This window comes from Serratia plymuthica NBRC 102599, assembly GCF_001590925.1.
Lineage (GTDB): Bacteria > Pseudomonadota > Gammaproteobacteria > Enterobacterales > Enterobacteriaceae > Serratia > Serratia plymuthica.
Window position 1 is genome coordinate 83226 of the sequence record NZ_BCTU01000012.1, and the last position, 18885, is coordinate 102110.

General features: G+C 58.9%; 16 protein-coding genes. 10 read left to right on the forward strand and 6 right to left on the reverse strand.

What is annotated here, in order from left to right; genetic code table 11:
* Positions 1-161 precede the first annotated feature (161 nt).
* From SPL01S_RS08875 to SPL01S_RS08890, 4 genes are all read left to right on the forward strand, one after another.
* Positions 162-881: a DUF3053 domain-containing protein gene (locus SPL01S_RS08875; protein WP_004950637.1), complete on the forward strand. Its 720-nt coding sequence runs from the start codon at positions 162-164 to the stop codon at positions 879-881.
* 532 nt (positions 882-1413) lie between these two features.
* Positions 1414-3333 carry a PTS mannitol transporter subunit IICBA gene (locus tag SPL01S_RS08880; RefSeq protein ID WP_063198888.1) on the forward strand — a complete coding sequence of 640 codons (1920 nt, stop codon included), beginning with the start codon at positions 1414-1416 and terminating at the stop codon, positions 3331-3333.
* A 58-nt stretch (positions 3334-3391) separates the two neighbouring features.
* Complete coding sequence (locus SPL01S_RS08885) at positions 3392-4543, forward strand: mannitol-1-phosphate 5-dehydrogenase (protein ID WP_063198890.1); 1152 nt, start codon at positions 3392-3394, stop codon at positions 4541-4543.
* A 94-nt stretch (positions 4544-4637) separates the two neighbouring features.
* On the forward strand, positions 4638-5189 hold the full coding sequence (locus SPL01S_RS08890; protein WP_041415802.1) for an MltR family transcriptional regulator: 552 nt from the start codon (positions 4638-4640) through the stop codon (positions 5187-5189).
* Here SPL01S_RS08890 and SPL01S_RS08895 read toward each other — a convergent pair.
* Positions 5186-5794 carry a LysE family translocator gene (locus SPL01S_RS08895; RefSeq protein ID WP_006321722.1) on the reverse strand — a complete coding sequence of 203 codons (609 nt, stop codon included), beginning with the start codon at positions 5792-5794 and terminating at the stop codon, positions 5186-5188. The genes SPL01S_RS08890 and SPL01S_RS08895 overlap by 4 nt on opposite strands.
* A 139-nt stretch (positions 5795-5933) precedes the next feature.
* Here SPL01S_RS08895 and SPL01S_RS08900 point away from each other — a divergent pair, with 139 nt between their 5' ends.
* Both SPL01S_RS08900 and SPL01S_RS08905 read left to right on the forward strand, forming a co-directional pair.
* Complete coding sequence (locus SPL01S_RS08900; protein ID WP_063198892.1) at positions 5934-7400, forward strand: aminotransferase-like domain-containing protein; 1467 nt, start codon at positions 5934-5936, stop codon at positions 7398-7400.
* 73 nt (positions 7401-7473) lie between these two features.
* The gene (locus tag SPL01S_RS08905) at positions 7474-7836 is read left to right on the forward strand and encodes a YibL family ribosome-associated protein (RefSeq protein ID WP_062869127.1); all 363 of its coding nucleotides are present in this window, start codon (positions 7474-7476) and stop codon (positions 7834-7836) included.
* 34 nt (positions 7837-7870) lie between these two features.
* On the opposite strand, the gene SPL01S_RS08910 is transcribed toward SPL01S_RS08905, so the two are convergent.
* From SPL01S_RS08910 to fdhD, 5 genes are all read right to left on the reverse strand, one after another.
* Entirely contained in the window at positions 7871-8650 is a 780-nt protein-coding gene (locus tag SPL01S_RS08910) for a class I SAM-dependent methyltransferase (protein WP_063198895.1), read from the reverse strand.
* 54 nt (positions 8651-8704) lie between these two features.
* Positions 8705-9376, reverse strand: a complete 672-nt coding sequence (yiiM, locus tag SPL01S_RS08915; protein WP_063198897.1) for a 6-hydroxyaminopurine reductase — start codon at positions 9374-9376, stop codon at positions 8705-8707.
* A 97-nt stretch (positions 9377-9473) separates the two neighbouring features.
* Complete coding sequence (locus SPL01S_RS08920; protein ID WP_063198899.1) at positions 9474-11399, reverse strand: methyl-accepting chemotaxis protein; 1926 nt, start codon at positions 11397-11399, stop codon at positions 9474-9476.
* A 124-nt stretch (positions 11400-11523) separates the two neighbouring features.
* Positions 11524-12144 carry a superoxide dismutase [Mn] gene (sodA, locus tag SPL01S_RS08925; protein WP_004950661.1) on the reverse strand — a complete coding sequence of 207 codons (621 nt, stop codon included), beginning with the start codon at positions 12142-12144 and terminating at the stop codon, positions 11524-11526.
* 127 nt (positions 12145-12271) lie between these two features.
* Positions 12272-13099 carry a formate dehydrogenase accessory sulfurtransferase FdhD gene (fdhD, locus tag SPL01S_RS08930; RefSeq protein WP_063198901.1) on the reverse strand — a complete coding sequence of 276 codons (828 nt, stop codon included), beginning with the start codon at positions 13097-13099 and terminating at the stop codon, positions 12272-12274.
* A 144-nt stretch (positions 13100-13243) separates the two neighbouring features.
* Here fdhD and fdnG point away from each other — a divergent pair, with 144 nt between their 5' ends.
* Genes fdnG through fdhE form a run of 4 tightly spaced genes read left to right on the forward strand, consistent with a single transcriptional unit; the run spans position 13244 to position 18764 of the window.
* Positions 13244-16291 carry a formate dehydrogenase-N subunit alpha gene (gene fdnG, locus SPL01S_RS08940; RefSeq protein ID WP_147424922.1) on the forward strand — a complete coding sequence of 1016 codons (3048 nt, stop codon included), beginning with the start codon at positions 13244-13246 and terminating at the stop codon, positions 16289-16291.
* 12 nt (positions 16292-16303) lie between these two features.
* Entirely contained in the window at positions 16304-17203 is a 900-nt protein-coding gene (gene fdxH, locus SPL01S_RS08945) for a formate dehydrogenase subunit beta (protein WP_004950673.1), read from the forward strand.
* On the forward strand, positions 17200-17835 hold the full coding sequence (gene fdoI / locus SPL01S_RS08950) for a formate dehydrogenase cytochrome b556 subunit (RefSeq protein ID WP_063198905.1): 636 nt from the start codon (positions 17200-17202) through the stop codon (positions 17833-17835). Before fdxH ends, fdoI begins: the two co-directional genes overlap by 4 nt.
* Entirely contained in the window at positions 17835-18764 is a 930-nt protein-coding gene (gene fdhE / locus SPL01S_RS08955; RefSeq protein ID WP_004950679.1) for a formate dehydrogenase accessory protein FdhE, read from the forward strand. The genes fdoI and fdhE overlap by 1 nt, the downstream gene beginning before the upstream one ends.
* The last annotated feature ends 121 nt before the right edge of the window (positions 18765-18885 follow it).

Sequence of the window (18885 nt, forward strand, 5' to 3'; positions counted from 1 at the left end):
CCCGTTACCGTCATTGCGCCGCCTTTAGCCACAGAATCGCAACCGAATGGTGAATCGCGTATCGGATCGCACGCAGTTGATCTATTCTTATAGGCGCACGGAGTGCAACAAAAGGGACGGAGTCCGATGAGAAAGCAGGTTTATAACAGGAGTTATGTCACATGGCGGTAGGGATCCAGAGCAGAGTTTTCGCGCGTTGGTTGGCCCCGGTATTGGCATTGTTGGTGGTCATGCAATTGACTGCCTGCGGCGATAAAGAGCCGGAACAACGCAAGGCGTTTGTTGATTACTTACAGAATACGGTTATGCGCAGCGGCGCGAAAATCCCGACGCTGAGCGAAGATCAGAAGCAGAAATTCGGCAACTATGCCGGTGATTACGCCATCCTGGTCGGTTTTTCACAGCAGTTGTCCAAATCGCTGGATGCCAGCCTGACGCCGGCGTTGGATCAGATTAACCAGATCCGCACCGCGCAGGATTACATGAGCAAGCGCGACTCGCTGCAGCAATCCGTTGGGGCGCTGAACCTGCTGGGCCAGCAGATTCAGTCTGCCAAGTCACAGGCGGACACCTCCCGGGCGGCGCTGAAGCAACCTGACGATCTGAAAGCCGTTTATAATCAGGTGTATGACAAGATTGTCACCGGGCCGGCCAATGCGCTGATGCCGGTTATTCCTACTACCGCCAGTTTCGTTCAGGATCTGGTGCAGGTCGGGGATTTCCTGCGCACTCAGGGCAATCAGGTAAGCTTTAACAACAACGGCGTGCAGTTCCGTACTTCTCAGCAGGCAACGCAGTACAACACCATGATGTCGAATCTGGTGGCCAAGCAGCAGGATTTGCTGAATGCACAGAAAACCGTCGCTAGCGTGACCCAGTAATTGTTTTTTAAGAGGCCGGCTTGCCGGCTTCTGTTATTTATCCCCCCAGCTTTCCAATAGCTTGCTCACTTCTTCTCCATCGCTTCTGTACTACACTCAATTCATCATCGTATTTCGTCATGTAGTTTTCTTACATTCATCACATCGCTATTTCCCGGCGGGATGAATGCTCACAGGGAAGGTCTTCCTCAAACCAGGATTCGGTAGTCACTGATAAAATAAATTGTGATTAATGTCACAATTTAAAAACAAACACGCGACTAGAAAGTGTGATGCTTATCACTATTTTTGCGCATTTACGCGGGTTTTGTTCTCGTTGTGTTTTTTTTACACGGAGTAATTGTGACGAATATCACTGTAAGTGCCCGGTGCATGGGGTGTTTGGTGTGACACTGATCACGAAAAGTCCGTGAAGTTCGCGTGGTAAAAACAGCGTGATAGAGTCCACTCGCAGACAGCACCAACACGGCTGGATCGTAACAACAATAATCACGCGCTCTATTGTCAGCGCGTAACAATAGGGGTGTGTTTTATGTTTTCACCAGACATCAAAGTCAAAGTTCAAAACTTTGGCCGCTTCCTGAGCAACATGGTGATGCCCAACATTGGCGCCTTTATCGCCTGGGGTATCATCACCGCGTTATTCATTCCTACCGGCTGGCTGCCGAATGCAACTCTGGCCAAACTGGTTGGCCCGATGATCACCTACCTGCTGCCGTTGCTGATCGGTTTCACCGGTGGGCGGCTGGTGGGGGGCGATCGCGGCGGTGTGGTCGGTGCCATCACCGCCATGGGGGTGATCGTCGGTGCAGACATGCCGATGTTCCTCGGTGCGATGATCGCCGGTCCGCTGGGCGGCTGGGCGATCAAGCATTTTGACCGCTGGGTCGACGGCAAAATCAAAAGCGGTTTCGAGATGTTGGTGAACAACTTCTCGGCCGGCATTATCGGTATGCTGCTGGCGATTTTGGCATTTATGGCCATTGGTCCGTTGGTCGAAGGGTTGTCGCATATCCTCGCCGCCGGTGTAAATATCATGGTGAGCAACAACCTGTTGCCGCTGGCGTCCATTTTCGTCGAGCCGGCGAAAATCCTGTTCCTGAACAACGCCATCAACCACGGTATCTTCTCGCCGCTGGGCATTCAGCAGGCTACCGAAACCGGTAAATCTATCTTCTTCCTGATTGAAGCTAACCCAGGCCCGGGCATGGGGGTGCTGATGGCATACATGTTCTTTGGCCGCGGCAGCGCCAAGCAGTCTGCCGGCGGTGCGGCGATCATCCACTTCTTCGGGGGGATCCACGAAATTTACTTCCCGTACGTGCTGATGAATCCACGCCTGCTGCTGGCGGTGATTCTGGGCGGCATGACCGGCGTGTTCACCCTGACCCTGCTGAACGGCGGCCTGGTGTCTCCGGCTTCGCCTGGCTCCATCCTGGCGGTGCTGGCGATGACACCGAAGGGCGCTTATTTTGCTAACCTGGCGGCGATCGGTGCAGCCTTTGCCGTGTCCTTCGTGGTCTCCGCTTTCCTGCTGAAAACCTCCAAAGTGAAGGACGAGGACGATTTGGAAGAAGCGACCCGCCGCATGCATGAGATGAAATCTCAGGCTAAAGGCGGTGCCGCAGTACAAGCTGCTGTGGACGGCGATTTGACCACTGTGCGTAAAATCATCGTCGCCTGCGATGCGGGTATGGGGTCCAGCGCCATGGGCGCCGGCGTGCTGCGCAAAAAAGTGGCGGACGCCGGGCTGAAAAACATCTCCGTGACCAACAGCGCCATCAACAGCCTGCCGGACGATGTGGATCTGGTGATCACCCACCGCGATCTGACCGAGCGTGCGATGCGCCATGCGCCACAGGCCCAGCACATCTCGCTGACCAACTTCCTCGACAGCAAGCTGTACAGCGATCTGACCGAACGCTTGGTGGCGGCCAACAAAATCACCGACAACCAGCAAAAAGTCATCAGCACGTTGGACGACAGCTTTGAAGCGACCGAGCAAAACCTGTTCAAACTGAGCGAAAGCAACGTGTTCCTTAACCTGCAAGCCAGCGACAAAGAGCAGGCGATACGCTTCGCCGGCGAACAGCTGGTTAAAGGCGGCTACGTAGAGCCGGAATACGTCCCGGCGATGCTGGAGCGTGAAAAACTCACCTCCACCTATCTGGGCGAGTCGATCGCGGTGCCGCATGGCACCATAGAAGCCAAAGATCGGGTGCTGCGCACCGGCGTGGTGTTCTGCCAGTATCCGCAGGGCGTGCGCTTCGGGGATGAAGAGGATGAAGTGGCGCGGTTGGTTATCGGTATTGCCGCCCGCAACAACGAACATATCCAGGTGATCACCAGCCTGACCAACGCGTTGGATGACGAAGGCGTCATCGAGCGGTTGGCGAATACCACCAGTGTGCAGGAAGTGTTGGACCTGCTGGGTGGCAAAAAAGTCGGATAACAGAATCATTTTAAAGGGTGCAGCTTGCTGCACCCTTCGACATTGGAAAGGTAGGAATATGAAAGCATTACATTTCGGTGCAGGGAATATTGGGCGTGGCTTTATCGGCAAACTGCTGGCGGACGCGCACGCCGAACTGACCTTTGCCGACGTTAACCAAACCGTGCTGGACTTGCTGAACAGCCGCAAAAGCTATCAGGTTCACGTCGTGGGTGAGCAGGCTCGGGTTGAGGGCGTGAATAACGTCAGCGCGGTTAACAGCGGCAGCGAAGAAGCGGTGGCGCTGATCGCCGAAGCGGACATCGTGACTACCGCCGTCGGCCCGCAGATCCTGGCTAAAATTGCCGGCACTGTCGCCAAAGGGCTGATCAAACGCCATCAGCAGGGCAACACTCAGCCGCTGAACATCATCGCCTGCGAAAACATGGTGCGCGGCACCAGCCAGTTAAAACAGCACGTGTTCGACGCGCTGCCGCAAGATGAGCAGGCGTGGGTCGAACAGCATGTCGGTTTTGTCGATTCGGCGGTGGACCGCATCGTGCCGCCGGCGGAAGCGGGCAGCAACGATCCGCTGGAAGTGACGGTAGAAACCTTCAGCGAATGGATTGTCGATCAGACCCAGTTCAAGGGTCAGCCACCGGCGATCGCCGGCATGGAACTGACCGATAACCTGATGGCGTTTGTCGAACGCAAGCTGTTTACGCTCAATACCGGCCACGCGATCACCGCTTACCTTGGCCAACAGGCCGGTCTGCTGACCATCCGTGATGCGATCCTCGATTCGGCCATCCGCCGCGTGGTGAAAGGCGCGATGGAAGAGAGCGGTGCGGTGTTGATCAAACGCTACGGCTTTGACGCCGACAAGCACGCCGCCTACATCGACAAAATCCTCAGCCGCTTTGAAAACCCGTATCTGCACGATGATGTCGAGCGCGTGGGCCGCCAGCCGCTGCGTAAACTGAGCGCCGGTGATCGCCTGATCAAACCGCTGCTGGGCACGCTGGAATATGGCCTGCCGCACGACAACCTGATCCAGGGCATCGCCGCTGCCATGAGCTACCGCAGCGAGCAGGATCCGCAGGCGCAAGAGCTGGTGGCGTTGCTGGCCAAACTGGGGCCAAAAGCGGCGCTGGCGCAAATTTCCGGCTTGCCGGTTGAAAGTGAGGTTGTAGAACAGGCGGTTGCTGTGTATAACGCCATGCAAAAGTAGATTCAGTATGACGAATCCACGGGCGCGGCAAGCTGCGCCCCTATACCCCGACTTCAGCATTGACGGCATCTCCCAGGCCATTCGAAAAGCGACGATGATCGAGCCACAGGCATTTGAAAATCAGGTTCTGGAAAAGCTGAACGCAGGCAAGACGGTGCGCAGTTTTCTGATCGCAGCGGTAGAGCTGCTGGCGGAAGCGCTTAACGTGCTGGTGGTGCAGGTGTTCCGCAAGGACGACTATGCGGTGAAGTATGCCGTTGAACCGCTATTGTCCGGCGCCGGCCCCTTGGGTGAGCTGTCGGTGCGCCTTAAGCTGATGTACGGGCTGGGCGTTATCTCGCGTCATGAGTACGAAGATGCCGAACTGCTGATGGCGATGCGTGAAGAGCTCAATCACGACGGCTCGGAATACCGCTTTGTCGACGATGAAATCCTCGGCCCGTTCGGCGAACTTCACTGCGTGGCCGCGCTGCCGCCGGTGCCGACTTTTCTGCAGCCCGGCGAAGCGGAAGAATCGCTGATCGCCATGCAGCGTCAGCGATACCAGCAGGTGGTGCGTTCCACCATGGTGCTGTCGATTACCGATCTGATCGCCGGCATCGGCGCCAAACAGCCGTCCCGGCTTTCTCCTCTCGGCCGCGGTTAAGCAAAGGCCGCGCGCCACTCATCGAACAACAGCCACAGCGCCGTTACCGCCATCAAACCCGCCATCGTCGCGTTAAACAGCCGCAGCTTCCAGGTGACGCGCAGCGCATCGCGCAGGCGATCGCCCAGCGCCGCCCACACCAGCACGCAAGGGATATTCAAGGCGACAAAGCCGGCAACGAGCATTAGCGTGTGGCTAAGGCTGGTCCCTTCGCGCGGGGTGAACAGGATCGCGATGTTAATGGCCATCAACCAGGCTTTGGGGTTCACCGCCTGGAACAGCGCGCCGTTGAGCAACCGCATTGGTTGCGCCTGCTGTTTGGCATCCGGCGAGGTCGCCTGGAACAGCTTCCACGACAACCACAGTAAATAGGCGCAGCCAATCACCGCCAGCGGGAAACGTATCGCTCCGGCCCAACTGAGCACCAACGCCAGCAGGCTGGTGGTCAGGGCCAACTGTACCCCACAACCCAGGCTGATGCCGAACACCATCGGCAGGGTGCGGCGCAGGCCGAAGTTGACCCCGGAAGAGGCCAGCAGCAGGTTGTTGGGGCCGGGGGTGATCGACATCACCGTGACATAACTGATAAAGGCGGAGTCCAGCATAACGGGTTCCTTAAACGACACAGTAGCAAGGGAACCAGCATAAAACCTGCGAGCGGATGGTGACAGAACCAGAAACACGCTATTGTTATGGGTACAGTTTTGCAGGAAGCAAACTGTACCCATAACCTGGAGAGAAACTGTGACCCTGCTCGATGAAATGCCTGAAACGCGTTATCAGCAACTGGCGGATACCCTGGCACAGGCCATTCGCCGCGGCACGCTGCTGCCCGGCAGCCGTTTGCCTTCGGTGCGCCGCTGCGCGCAGACCCACAGCGTCAGCATCAATACCGTGGTGGCGGCCTACCGCGCGTTGGAAGACCGTGGGCTGATCGAAGCGCGGCCGCAGTCCGGCTTCTATGTGCGCAGCACGTTGCCGGCGCTGAAAGCTGCCTCGCAACCCAGTAGCCGAATAGAGCCGCCGGCGGACGACGTGCTGGCGCTGATCGACACGGTGTTTGCCGCCCAGCAGAACCCGGCGTTCACCAACCTGTCGCTGGCCTGCCCGCAAACCTCTGATTTTTATCCGGGCGGCAAACTGGGGCGGATGCTGTCGTCTCAGTTGCGTCGCCAGCCCGATCTGATCGGCAAGTACGCCTTGCCGCCCGGCAGTTTGCGGCTGCGTCAGCAGATCGCCCGCCGCTCGATGACGTTGGGCATGCTGGTGGAACCTGGCGATATCACCCTGACCCACGGCTGCATGGAGGCGCTGCAACTGGCGTTGCGTGTGACCACCAAGCCGGGCGACTGTATCGGGCTGGAGTCGCCGACCTATTTTTATCTGCTGCCGCTGCTGGCCAGCCTCGGGCTGAAGGCGCTGGAAATCCCGACCGATCCGCAGCATGGCCTGTCGCTGGACGCGCTGGAGCTGTTGTTGAATGAGAAGCGGCTGGATGCGGTGATCGCCATGCCGACGGTACAGAATCCGCTGGGGTGCACCATGCCGCTGGCGGCCAAAAAGCGGCTGGCGCGGCTGATGAACGATCATCAGGTACCGCTGATTGAAGACGGGCTGTACGCCGAGATTCAGTTCGGCGGCGCGCTGTCGCCGGCAGTGAAATCTTTCGATCGTGACGGCTGGGTGCTGTTTTGCTCCAGCTTTACCAAGACGCTGGCGCCGGATTTCCGCATCGGCTGGATTGCCGGTGGGCGTTTCAACGAAGCGCTACGCAAGCTGAAGGCGGTGTCATCGATGGCGGAATCACAGCTGTTGTCGGAAACGCTGGCGATGTTCCTGGAAACCGGCGGCTACGATCACCATTTACGTAACCTGCGTAAGCGCTACGCCGCCCAAGTGGAGGCGGCACGGGCCTTGATTGCCCGCCATTTCCCGCGCGGCACGCGGGCAACGCAGCCGGCGGGCGGTTTTGTGTTCTGGGTCGAGTTTCCGGCCGGTGTCGACAGCGTGGCGCTGTTCCATCAGTTGCTGGAGGAACAAATCTGCCTGACGCCGGGCACGCTGTATTCCCCCAGCGGCCGCCACCGCAACGGGCTGCGGCTCTCTTGCTGCTATCCGTTTAATGCACGTTATACCCAGGCGCTGGCGCGCGTGGGGGCGAAAGCCTGCGAGATGAGCGGGTTGCCGCCGGGAATCGAGCAAGGCGAGTAACTGCGTGCGCATTTTGCTACAATGTGGGCATCATTGATTAGCGTGCCGTACAGGCACAGACAGGCCATAAACCATGAAAGAGAAAGAAAAGGCAGAAATTAAGCGCCTTAGCGACCTGCTGGACGCACTGAATCACAAAGACACGGCGGTGATCCAACAGGGCAATATCGAGCTGATTGCCCAGCACACCAAAGAAAAAGAGAAGCTGGCGACGGAAATCGAACGTCTGAAAGGCGTGCGCGTCGAGAAGCTGAGTGCGGAAGCGCAGAAGCTGAGCCAACTGCCCTTCAGCCGTGAAATCACCAAGAAAGAACAGGCGGACATGGGCTCGTTGAAAAAAAGCGCGCGCGGCCTGATCGTGGTGCACCCGATGACTGCACTGGGCCGTGAGATGGGCCTGAAAGTGGTCACCGGCTACGCCAAAAAAGCCTTCTGATTCACCCGGGCGCCGCCCTGCGACGCCCGGTATTTCATCCCTTGGTCGTGAAATACGCCTTGGTTTGATAAGGCACGGTTAGGGTTTCCTTGCCCTGCAATTCCCCTTCCTCCGCCACCAACTGGCGAATCTGATCGATCACCTGTTCCTGCTGTTGCGGCGGCAAGGCGGCGATAAAGCTGGTTGAACGCACTCGGTTGTAAATCACATCTTCTGCTGCACCCTGGTGGCCGAACATAAACACCTGCTCCTGCAGCGGTTCTAACCCCTTGACCGGAAACAGTTTGCGCCATTCGCCCGTGTAGAAACGCGGCGCGTCGCCTTCATGTCTGTCGACAATCTGATTCAGCTTGCGCACCCAGCTCACGCGCGCATCGCGCATGTTCCACACCAGACCCAGCTTGCCGCCGGGCTTGAGGATACGCTGAATTTCAGCCAGCGCCTGCGGCGTGGCGAACCAGTGGAAGGACTGCGCGCAGACTACGGCATCGACCGATTCGTCCGGCAGCGGAATCGACTCGGCGGTGCCCGCCAGCGTTTTCACCTGCGGCAGCGCGGCCGACAGTTTTTCCAGCATTTGCGCTACCGGTTCGACGGCGATCACCTGCGCGCCGGTTTCCAGCAGGCGCGGGGTGAATTTACCGGTGCCGGCGCCGAGATCGACAACCGTCATGCCGTCGTGCAGGCCGATAACCTCACGCAGCCAGGTGGCGATCTCCGGCGGATAATCCGGTCTCCCTTTCACGTAGCGGTCGGCATTGGCCTGATAACCAACGGCTGCGGCGTGGTGGATCGAATGAGAGGGGGTGGTCATAACTTTTGCTCCTGCCTGAAAGAGGTTGCACAACAGTCTAGCGGCCGGTCTTTTTCAACGGCCCAGCAGACGGCGGTTAAGGTTTTCGATACGGCCGGTAGTGATGCGCGTCAGCATGGTTTTACTCCAGCTCGCGGACAGCCCGGCGACCGCCAGCAAGCGGCGATACTGCTCTTCATCGAACGGCATATGCCAGGCAATGCCGATGGCTTCGGCCACCGAGACGTCGCTGCTGCGCATCACCAGTTCCAGCGGACGATCGCCGCTGACGGCACCGGCGGACACCACCCGGTACAGCCAGCCGCAACGGCCGCTTTGCTGCATCAGCACCGAGATGTCGTCGATCGCGAAGTGGTAGTTGAGTTTGAAGCAGGGAGAGCGTGGCTGGGTGACCTGAATCAAGGCCTCGCCCCAGCGGAAGATATCGCCCATAAACACGTTGTGTTCGGTCAGCCCCAGCGTGGAAATATTCTCGCCGAAAGCCGGCGCGCAGAACTGTTCCGCCTGTGCAGGAAACTGTTCCCGCCAGTGGGCGTAATGTTCGCGCGGATAGTGGCACAAAGCGCGGTCCGGCCCGCCGTGATAGCTTTTTTCCGCCTGCTCGTCGCCTTCCAGGCCGAGCGGGGTCAGCTTGATGGCGCCCTCCACCAGGCGTTTGGCGATGCCGCTGGGCCGCCCGCCGTCATAAGGCTGGATGGTGCCGATATAAACCTCAGGGTGATGCATATGCGCCTCCGTTCTTTGCGTCAGAGGTTCAGCATAGCCTGAGTTGATCGGGAGGGACAGAACATCCCGCCCGAAAATAACCGGGCGGGGAGGTGCATCAGAACGTGGTCCAGTTGTCTTGCGCTGCTGCTGACCGCGCTTTAATCACCGGGGCTTTTGACGCGCTGGCTTTCGCCACGGCGGCGGGGGCTTTCTGCTCCGCCAGGCGGAATACCGAGACGCTTTGCAGCAGCATGTCAGCCTGCTCTTCCAGCGAGTCGGCGGCGGCGGCGGATTCCTCCACCAGTGCGGCGTTCTGCTGGGTGGTATGATCCATTTCGACAATCGCCTGGCCGATCTGGGCGATACCACGGGTTTGCTCGTCGGAGGCGGCGGCGATCTCCGCCATGATGTCGCGCACGTGGGTCACCGATAGGACGATTTGCTCCATGGTGCTGCCGGTATTCTCCACCAGGGTGGTGCCGGTTTGCACCCGGCTGACCGATTCGGCGATCAGCCCTTCGATCTCTTTTGCCGCCTGGGCACTGCGTTGTGCCAGATTACGAACCTCGCTGGCCACCACCGAGAAGCCGCGCCCCTGTTCGCCGGCGCGCGCCGCTTCTACTGCGGCATTGAGCGCCAGAATATTGGTCTGGAAAGCAATACCGTTAATCAGGGTGGTAATTTCGGCGATTCGTCGCGAGCTGCTGGAAATATCGCGCATGGTGCTGACCACGTTCTCTACCAACTTGCCGCCCTGTTGGGCGGTTTGCGAAGCGTCGGTAGCCAGTTGGTTGGCGTGGTGGGCGTTTTCGGCGTTCTGCTTCACCGTGGCGGTCAGTTGTTCCATGCTGGCGGCGGTCTCCTCTACCGCCGCCGCCTGCTGTTCGGTGCGAGAGGACAAATCGGTGTTGCCTGCGGCAATCTCCGCCGCAGCGGTAGAGACCTGGCTGACCCCCATCTGGATTTTCTCAATCATATCGCGCAGGTTTCGGCTCATCGCCGCCACCGCATTCAGCAACTGGCCCAGTTCATCGCGGCGGGTGCTGGTCTGCGCCTGGCGCAGATCGCCGTTGGCGATGCGTTCCGCCAGCGCCAGAGTGCTGCGCAGTGGCCGGGTGATTTGCAGCGTGATGCGCCAGGCAATCAGCAACCCGGCGATAATGGCAATCAGCGTGGTGATGCCCATCTGCAGCTGAGCCGCATTAATATCGTTGTGGGTTTGCGCCAGTTCGTCCCGCATAAAGGCGTTGACCAGCGTACCGACCTCCTGGGCGCTGTCCCCCAGCCGCTGGCTGATCTGCTGTTCCTGTTCATAAGCCGGCAGATAAGCTTCGATTCGGTTTTTGTAGTCGTCGAGCGCGCTCAACAGCGGTTGCAGCAGGGGGCGCTGGGCATCGCTGAGCCGTCGGCTGAGGGCGTTTGCCGTGCTGCGCGCGTCATCAATCGCCGCTAACAGCGGCGCTTCGGATTCACGGTTCAGGCTCAGCAACAGGCCGCGTGCGCCGTAGCGCACCAGGGTCAGCTTCTGATTCAACTGCACAAAAGCCAGTTGCAGGTCGCCATTGGTCAACTGGCGCTCTACCTGATTCAGACTGTCTTGCACTTCCGACATGTTCCAGCTTTGGCGTACCGCGTCTTTTGCCGCCACCGCCTTTTCGAAGGCGTTTTGCTGCTGCTGGTATTCGCCGATCAAGACCACCAGCCGCTGCAGGTCTTGCCGGCTCTGGGCGTCCCAGTCCAGCGCCTGGCCCTGGTTGATCAAGCGTACCGCGTTTTCGATATTGGCGCGGTTATTCTTCAGGTACTCCGGCCGGTAGGTCTGGCCGAACAGCGCCCGGTTATATTTGGCCTGATTGATTTCGTCATTCAGCCGGTTGCTGAAATCGATGCGGTCGGCGCGGGATTCGATGATATTCAGGTATTGTGCGCCGGTGCCGGCGATGATCGCCGTCAGCAGTAGCATCAGGCCAAATCCGAGGCCGAGTTTTTTACCCACGGTGAGATGAACGAACTTTCCTGCCAGTGTTTGCAATGCCGCCATATTATTTTTCCTTTGCGGGCGAACCTCTATTGAACAAACCATCGGCAAAGGGCGGTCAAACTTTAGCGGATTTTGGGTAAAAAAATGCCCGCTTCACGCGGGCATCATCAGTACTGGGGGCGAATTACTTCTTCGCAGCGAAGCGTGCTGCCGCTTCATCCCAGTTAACCACGTTCCAGAACGCTTTGATGTAGTCTGGGCGTTTGTTCTGATATTTCAGGTAGTAAGCGTGTTCCCACACGTCCAGGCCCAGGATTGGGAAGCCTGAAGCGCCGGCAACGGCTTCGCCCATCAGCGGGCTGTCCTGGTTAGCGGTAGACACCACGGCCAGTTTGTCGCCTTTCAGCACCAGCCAGGCCCAACCTGAACCGAAGCGGGTCGCTGCGGCTTTCTCGAACTCTTCCTGGAATTTCTCGACGCTGCCGAAATCGCGCTCTATAGCGGCTTTCAGATCGCCACCCAGCGTGGTACCGATTTTCAGGCCTTTCCAGAACAGGCTGTGGTTAGCGTGGCCGCCGGCGTTGTTACGCATGAAAGTGCGCTTGTCGGCTGGCACTTTATCCAGATCCTGGATCAGCGCTTCAACGCTCAGCGAAGCCAGCTCAGGGTACGCTTCCAGCACGGTGTTCGCGTTGTTGACGTAAGTCTGGTGGTGTTTGGTGTGATGGATTTCCATCGTCTGCTTGTCGAAATGCGGTTCCAGTGCGTCGTAGGCGTACGGCAGGGATGGCAGTGAATAACTCATAATCATCATCTCCAGTGGGGTATGGGCGGCGCAAGGTGCGAGCACCGCGTAAGCAGTCGGATCATTATAGTTAATTAAATGATCTTGAAAATGATTATCAATGCCCTACTTGGTGTAGGGGATTAAATTAATCCTCAATGCGCTGCGGGTGAGTAAACACCGTGGCGCGGCCGGGTTTGCTGAAACCGACAAGCGTCAGGTTGCTGCGCTCGGCGATTTCCACCGCCAACGAGGTGGCAGCGGAAACCACGAACAGGATCTCGACGCCGCACATCGCGGATTTTTGTACCATTTCATAGCTGGCGCGGCTGGAGACCAGGATCGCGCCCTGTTGCCAATCTTGCTTCGCGCGCACGCCGAGCAACTTGTCGAGCGCTACATGGCGGCCGACGTCTTCACAGCCGCCCAACAGGTCACCCTGCGGCGAAATCCAGCTGGCGGCGTGGGTACAGCCGGTGAGCTGCCCGACGCTCTGCACCTGCTTGAGCTGCCTCAGCGCGTGGTCGAGGTTGGCGAAAGAAAAGCGTTGGGTGAACGGCAGCGCAGGCAGCGGGCGGAAGATGTCCGCCAACTGTTCGATGCCGCACACGCCGCAGCCGGTGCGGCCCGCCATGGCGCGGCGGCGCTCCTTCAACCCGGCAAAGCGGCGGCTGGAGAGCTCAATTTGCACCTCCAGCCCGTTACAGGTTTGGTTAATCTCTATACTGTAGATATCGCGTGGTGACTCGATAATGCCTTCGGACAGCGAAAAGCCGAGGGCGAATGCCTCCAGATCTTTTGGCGTGCACATCATCACCACGTGAGAGATGCCGTTATAGACCAGGGCGACCGGCACTTCTTCCGCCAGCCAGTCAGGCTGTGCGGTGGCGAGCTGCCCGCGCTGATAAACCTGGGCCTGGGTCACCCCTGTGAGCGGGGTCTCATTTATGTGCTGCTCTGGGTTTATAGTGTTCACTTAACTGGCACCTGTTTGTAACAACCCCATATACGCTGTGGTAATATTGCCGCGTAAAAACAAGATGGATTTTAGCGCTTCCCGCTTCAAGGGGGAAAGCGCCATTTGAAACAATGTGACAATCGAGAGTGAAAGGAGACCCCCATGCAGGTCAGCAGAAGGCAGTTCTTTAAGATCTGCGCTGGCGGTATGGCAGGAACGACGGTAGCCGCACTGGGCTTTGCCCCGGAAGTGGCGTTAGCGGAGACCCGGCAGTACAAACTGCTGCGCGCCCGTGAAACCCGTAATACCTGTACGTATTGTTCCGTCGGCTGTGGGCTGTTGATGTACAGCCTTGGTGATGGCGCCAAAAACGCCAAAGAAAGCATATTCCACATTGAAGGGGACCCGGATCACCCGGTAAACCGCGGCGCGCTTTGCCCGAAAGGCGCGGGGCTGGTCGACTTCATCCACAGTGCAAGCCGTCTCCAGTTCCCGGAGTATCGTGCGCCAGGGTCAGATAAATGGCAGCGCATTAGCTGGGACGATGCCTTTACCCGCATCGCCAAACTGATGAAGGAAGACCGTGACGCCAACTTCGTGAAAACCAACGAACAGGGCGTCACCGTCAACCGCTGGCTGAGCACCGGCATGCTGTGTGCCTCCGCCTCCAGTAACGAAACCGGGTATTTAACCCAAAAATTTAGTCGCGCTCTCGGCATGCTTGCCGTAGACAACCAGGCGCGTGTCTGACACGGACCAACGGTAGCAAGTCTTGCTCCAACATTTGGTCGCGGTGCGATGACCAACCACTGGGTTGATATCAAGAACGCGAATCTGATTATCGTCATGGGCGGTAATGCGGCGGAAGCGCATCCGGTGGGGTTCCGCTGGGCGATGGAAGCCAAGATTCACAATAAAGCCAAGCTGATCGTCATCGATCCGCGCTTTACCCGTACCGCATCGGTGGCGGATTTCTACACGCCGATCCGTTCCGGTACCGACATCGCCTTCCTGTCGGGCGTGTTGCTGTACCTGATCACCAACGACAAGATCAACCGCGAGTACGTCGAGGCCTACACCAACGCCAGCCTGCTGGTGCGGGAAGACTTTACCTTCGAAGACGGCCTGTTCAGCGGCTACGACGCGGAAAACCGCAAATACGACAAAACCACCTGGAATTATCAGCTCGATGAAAACGGCTTCGCCAAGCGCGATGTCACGTTGCAGGATCCGCGCTGCGTGTGGAACATGCTCAAACAGCACGTCAGCCGCTATACGCCGGAGGTGGTGAACAATATCTGCGGCACGCCGACCGAGGATTTCATCAAGGTCTGCGAATACATCGCCGAAACCTGCGTGGCGGATAAAACCGCGTCGTTCCTGTACGCCCTGGGCTGGACTCAGCACTCGGTCGGCGCGCAGAACATCCGCACCATGGCGATGATCCAGCTGCTGCTCGGCAACATGGGCATGGCGGGCGGCGGCGTCAACGCGCTGCGCGGCCACTCCAATATCCAGGGTCTGACCGATCTGGGTCTGTTGTCGCAGAGCCTGCCGGGCTATATGACGCTGCCTTCGGAAAAACATCCGGATATCGACACCTACCTGAAGGCCAACACGCCGAAGGCGCTGCTGCCGGGCCAGGTGAACTACTGGAGCAACTACCCGAAATTCTTCGTCAGCATGATGAAGAGCTTCTACGGCGACAAGGCGCAGAAAGACAACGGCTGGGGCTTTGACTGGTTGCCGAAGTGGGACAAAGGCTACGATGTACTGCAGTACTTCGAGATGATGTCGCAAGGGAAGGTCAACGGCTATTTGTGCCAGGGCTTTAACCCGGTCGCGTCGTTCCCGAACAAAAACAAGGTCGTGGCCTCGTTGTCGAAGCTGAAGTTCCTGGTGACGATAGATCCGCTCAACACCGAGACCTCCAACTTCTGGCAGAACCACGGCGAGTTCAACGACGTCGATCCGTCGAAGATTCAGACCGAGGTGTTCCGCCTGCCGTCCACCTGCTTTGCCGAAGAAAACGGCTCGATCGTCAACTCCGGCCGCTGGTTGCAGTGGCACTGGAAAGGCGCGGACGCCCCCGGTGAGGCGATGAACGACGGGGAAATCCTGGCGGGCATTTTCATCCGCCTGCGCGAGATGTACGCGCGCGACGGCGGCGCGGTGCCTGAACAGGTGCTGAACATGACCTGGGATTACCTGACGCCGGAAAACCCCGCTTCGGAAGAAGTGGCGATGGAAAGCAACGGCAAGGCGCTGGCGGACATTCTCGACGCCGACGGCAAAGTGCTGGCGAAAAAGGGCGAACAGCTCAGCACCTTCGCTCACCTGCGTGACGACGGCACCACCGCCAGCGGCTGTTGGATCTTTGCCGGCAGCTGGACGCCGGCCGGCAACCAGATGGCGCGGCGCGATAACGCCGATCCGTCCGGCCTCGGTAACACGCTGGGTTGGGCCTGGGCCTGGCCGCTCAACCGCCGCATTCTGTATAACCGCGCTTCGGCCGACCCGCAGGGGAAACCCTGGGATCCGAAACGTCAGTTGCTGGAGTGGGACGGCGCCAAGTGGGGCGGGGTGGATATCCCGGACTACAGCGCCGCCGCGCCGGGCAGCGATGTCGGGCCGTTTATCATGCAGCCGGAAGGCATGGGCCGCCTGTTCGCCACCGACAAAATGGCGGAAGGGCCGTTCCCTGAGCACTACGAGCCGTTTGAAACGCCGCTCGGCACCAACCCGCTGCACCCGAACGTGGTCTCCAACCCGGCGGCGCGCGTGTTCAAGGACGATCTGGCGGCGATGGGCAAATCCGACAAGTTCCCGTATGTCGGCACCACCTATCGTCTGACCGAGCACTTCCACTATTGGACCAAGCACGCGGAGCTCAATGCCATCGCGCAGCCGGAGCAGTTTGTGGAGATCGGCGAGAAGCTGGCGGAGAAAAAAGGCATCAAGCACGGCGATACGGTGAAAGTCAGCTCCAACCGCGGCTATATCAAGGCCAAGGCGGTGGTGACCAAGCGTATCCGTACTTTGCAGGTGAACGGCCAGGAGGTCGACACCATCGGCATCCCGATCCACTGGGGTTACGAAGGGGTGGCGAAGAAAGGCTTTATCGCCAACACGCTGACGCCGTTTGTCGGCGATGCCAACACGCAAACGCCGGAGTTCAAGGCGTTCCTGGTTAACGTGGAAAAGGTGTAACGGAGACGAATTATGGCAATGCAATCTCAGGACATCATTCGTAAATCCGCCACCAATGGTTTCACGCCGGCCCCGCGCGCCCGTGACCACCAGGAAGAAGTGGCCAAACTTATCGATGTCACCACCTGTATTGGCTGCAAGGCCTGTCAGGTGGCCTGTTCCGAATGGAACGACATCCGCGATGAAATCGGCAGCAACGTCGGGGTGTACGATAACCCCGCCGATCTGACCGCCAAGTCGTGGACGGTCATGCGCTTCTCCGAAGTGGAGGAAAACGGCAAGCTGGAATGGTTGATCCGCAAGGATGGCTGCATGCACTGCGCCGATCCGGGTTGCCTGAAGGCTTGCCCGTCGGAAGGCGCAATCATTCAGTACGCCAACGGCATCGTCGACTTCCAGTCCGAGCACTGCATCGGCTGCGGCTACTGCATCGCCGGCTGCCCGTTCGACGTGCCGCGTATGAACAAGGACGACAATCGGGTGTACAAATGCACCCTGTGCGTCGACCGCGTTGATGTCGGCCAGGAACCGGCCTGCGTGAAGACCTGCCCGACCGGCGCGATTCACTTCGGCACCAAGGACGCGATGAAGCAGATTGCCGCCGAGCGCGTCGGCGAGCTGAACACCCGCGGTTATCAGAACGCCGGTCTGTACGATCCGGCGGGCGTGGGCGGCACCCACGTGATGTATGTGCTGCACCACGCCGACAAACCGCAGCTGTATCACGGTTTGCCGAATAACCCGACCATCAGCCCGGCGATCACGTTCTGGAAAGGCGTGTGGAAACCCCTGGCGGCCATCGGCTTTGCCGCCACCTTTGCAGCGAGCGTGTTCCACTATGTCGGCGTCGGTCCTAATCGCGTCGAAGAGGAAGACAACGACGAGCTGCACGATGAGGAGACGCGCAAATGAAGAAGGAAAAGCGGATTCAGCGCTACAGCGCGCCGGAGCGGATTAACCACTGGATTGTGGCGTTCTGCTTTGTGTTCGCGGCCATCAGCGGGCTGGGGTTCTTTTTCCCCTCCTTCAACTGGCTGATGAACATCTTAGGTACGCCGCAGCTGGCGCGCATCCTGCACCCCTTTGTCGGGGTGCTCATGTTTGCGGCCTTCCTGCTGATGTTCCTGCGCTACTGGAAGCATAATCTGATCAACCGCGAAGACATCGTCTGGGCCAAAAACATCCACAAAATCGCCATGAACGAGGAAGTGGGCGACACCGGGCGTTATAATTTCGGTCAGAAGTGCGTATTCTGGGCAGCTATCGTCAGCCTGGTGCTGCTGCTGGCCAGCGGTGTGGTGATCTGGCGGCCGTACTTTGCGCCGTCGTTCCCGATACCGCTGATCCGCATCGCGCTGCTGGTGCATTCGCTGGCGGCGGTCGGCCTGATCATCGTGATTATGGTGCACATTTACGCCGCGCTGTGGGTAAAAGGCACCATCACCGCGATGGTCGAAGGCTGGGTGCCTGCGGCCTGGGCTAAAAAACATCATCCGCGCTGGTACCGAGAGGTCCGCGAGAAACGACAGGAAGACAAACCCTGATGAGCATCCGCATCGTTCCTAAAGAGCAGTTAGGGGCACAGCGCGAGAAGTCCACAACGGCGGAGACAATTCCGCCGTTACTTTTCGCCAATTTGAAAAGCCTCTACAGCCGCCGCGCCGAACGCCTGCGCAAGCTGGCGACGGACAACCCGCTGGGCGACTACCTGAACTTCGCCGCCCAACTGGCCGAGGCGCAGCACCATGCGCTGCACGACAACCCGTTGCAGTTGGATCTGACCGAAGCGCTGCAGCAGGGCGCGGCCAGCGGCAAGCCGCCGCTGGATTTGAGCGTTTATCCGCGCAGCGAGCATTGGCACCGGCTGCTGGGCTCGTTGATCGCCGAGCTGCGTCCACAGGCGCCGGAACACATTCTGGCGGTGCTGGATAACCTGGAAAAGGCATCGGCGCATGAGCTGGAGCTGATGGCCGACGCCTTGCTCAACCGCGAGTTCGGCAAGATCGGCAGCGAGAAAGCGCCGTTCATCTGGGCTGCGCTGTCGCTTTACTGGGCGCAAATGGCAAGCCTGATCCCCGGCAAGGCGCGCGCGGAATATGGCGAGCATCGCCAGTTCTGCCCGGTGTGCGGCAGCATTCCGGTCTCCAGCGTGGTGCATATCGGCACCGTCAGCGGCCTGCGCTATTTGCACTGCAACCTGTGCGAAAGCGAGTGGCACGTGGTGCGGATAAAATGCAGCAACTGCGAGCAAACCCGCGATCTGAATTACTGGTCGCTGGACAGCGAACTGGCGGCGGTGAAAGCGGAAAGCTGTGGCGACTGCGGCACTTACCTGAAGATTTTGTATCAGGAAAAAGATCCGCATATCGAAGCGGTGGCCGACGATCTGGCCTCGCTGGTGCTGGACGCCAAGCTGGAAGATGAAGGTTTTGCCCGCAGCAGCATCAACCCGTTCCTGTTCCCGGGGGAGTAAATCGCAAAATGTCGGTATTTGCCCCTTACGAGTGGTCAGATGATTAATTTCAGACTGCGCATCTGGCATTCACAGGGGCGAGTTGCTACGTTTACGCAATGACGCGCAACGCGAAAGGAAA

What these genes read in the sequence shown, in the direction of transcription:
- SPL01S_RS08875 (WP_004950637.1), top strand. Translation starts at nt 162, where the DNA reads ATGGCGGTAGGGATCCAGAGCAGAGTTTTCGCGCGTTGGTTGGCCCCG.
- SPL01S_RS08880 (WP_063198888.1), top strand. Translation starts at nt 1,414, where the DNA reads ATGTTTTCACCAGACATCAAAGTCAAAGTTCAAAACTTTGGCCGCTTC.
- SPL01S_RS08885 (WP_063198890.1), top strand. Translation starts at nt 3,392, where the DNA reads ATGAAAGCATTACATTTCGGTGCAGGGAATATTGGGCGTGGCTTTATC.
- SPL01S_RS08890 (WP_041415802.1), top strand. Translation starts at nt 4,638, where the DNA reads ATGATCGAGCCACAGGCATTTGAAAATCAGGTTCTGGAAAAGCTGAAC.
- SPL01S_RS08895 (WP_006321722.1), bottom strand. Translation starts at nt 5,794, where the DNA reads ATGCTGGACTCCGCCTTTATCAGTTATGTCACGGTGATGTCGATCACC.
- SPL01S_RS08905 (WP_062869127.1), top strand. Translation starts at nt 7,474, where the DNA reads ATGAAAGAGAAAGAAAAGGCAGAAATTAAGCGCCTTAGCGACCTGCTG.
- SPL01S_RS08910 (WP_063198895.1), bottom strand. Translation starts at nt 8,650, where the DNA reads ATGACCACCCCCTCTCATTCGATCCACCACGCCGCAGCCGTTGGTTAT.
- yiiM (WP_063198897.1), bottom strand. Translation starts at nt 9,376, where the DNA reads ATGCATCACCCTGAGGTTTATATCGGCACCATCCAGCCTTATGACGGC.
- SPL01S_RS08920 (WP_063198899.1), bottom strand. Translation starts at nt 11,399, where the DNA reads ATGGCGGCATTGCAAACACTGGCAGGAAAGTTCGTTCATCTCACCGTG.
- sodA (WP_004950661.1), bottom strand. Translation starts at nt 12,144, where the DNA reads ATGAGTTATTCACTGCCATCCCTGCCGTACGCCTACGACGCACTGGAA.
- fdxH (WP_004950673.1), top strand. Translation starts at nt 16,304, where the DNA reads ATGGCAATGCAATCTCAGGACATCATTCGTAAATCCGCCACCAATGGT.
- fdoI (WP_063198905.1), top strand. Translation starts at nt 17,200, where the DNA reads ATGAAGAAGGAAAAGCGGATTCAGCGCTACAGCGCGCCGGAGCGGATT.
- fdhE (WP_004950679.1), top strand. Translation starts at nt 17,835, where the DNA reads ATGAGCATCCGCATCGTTCCTAAAGAGCAGTTAGGGGCACAGCGCGAG.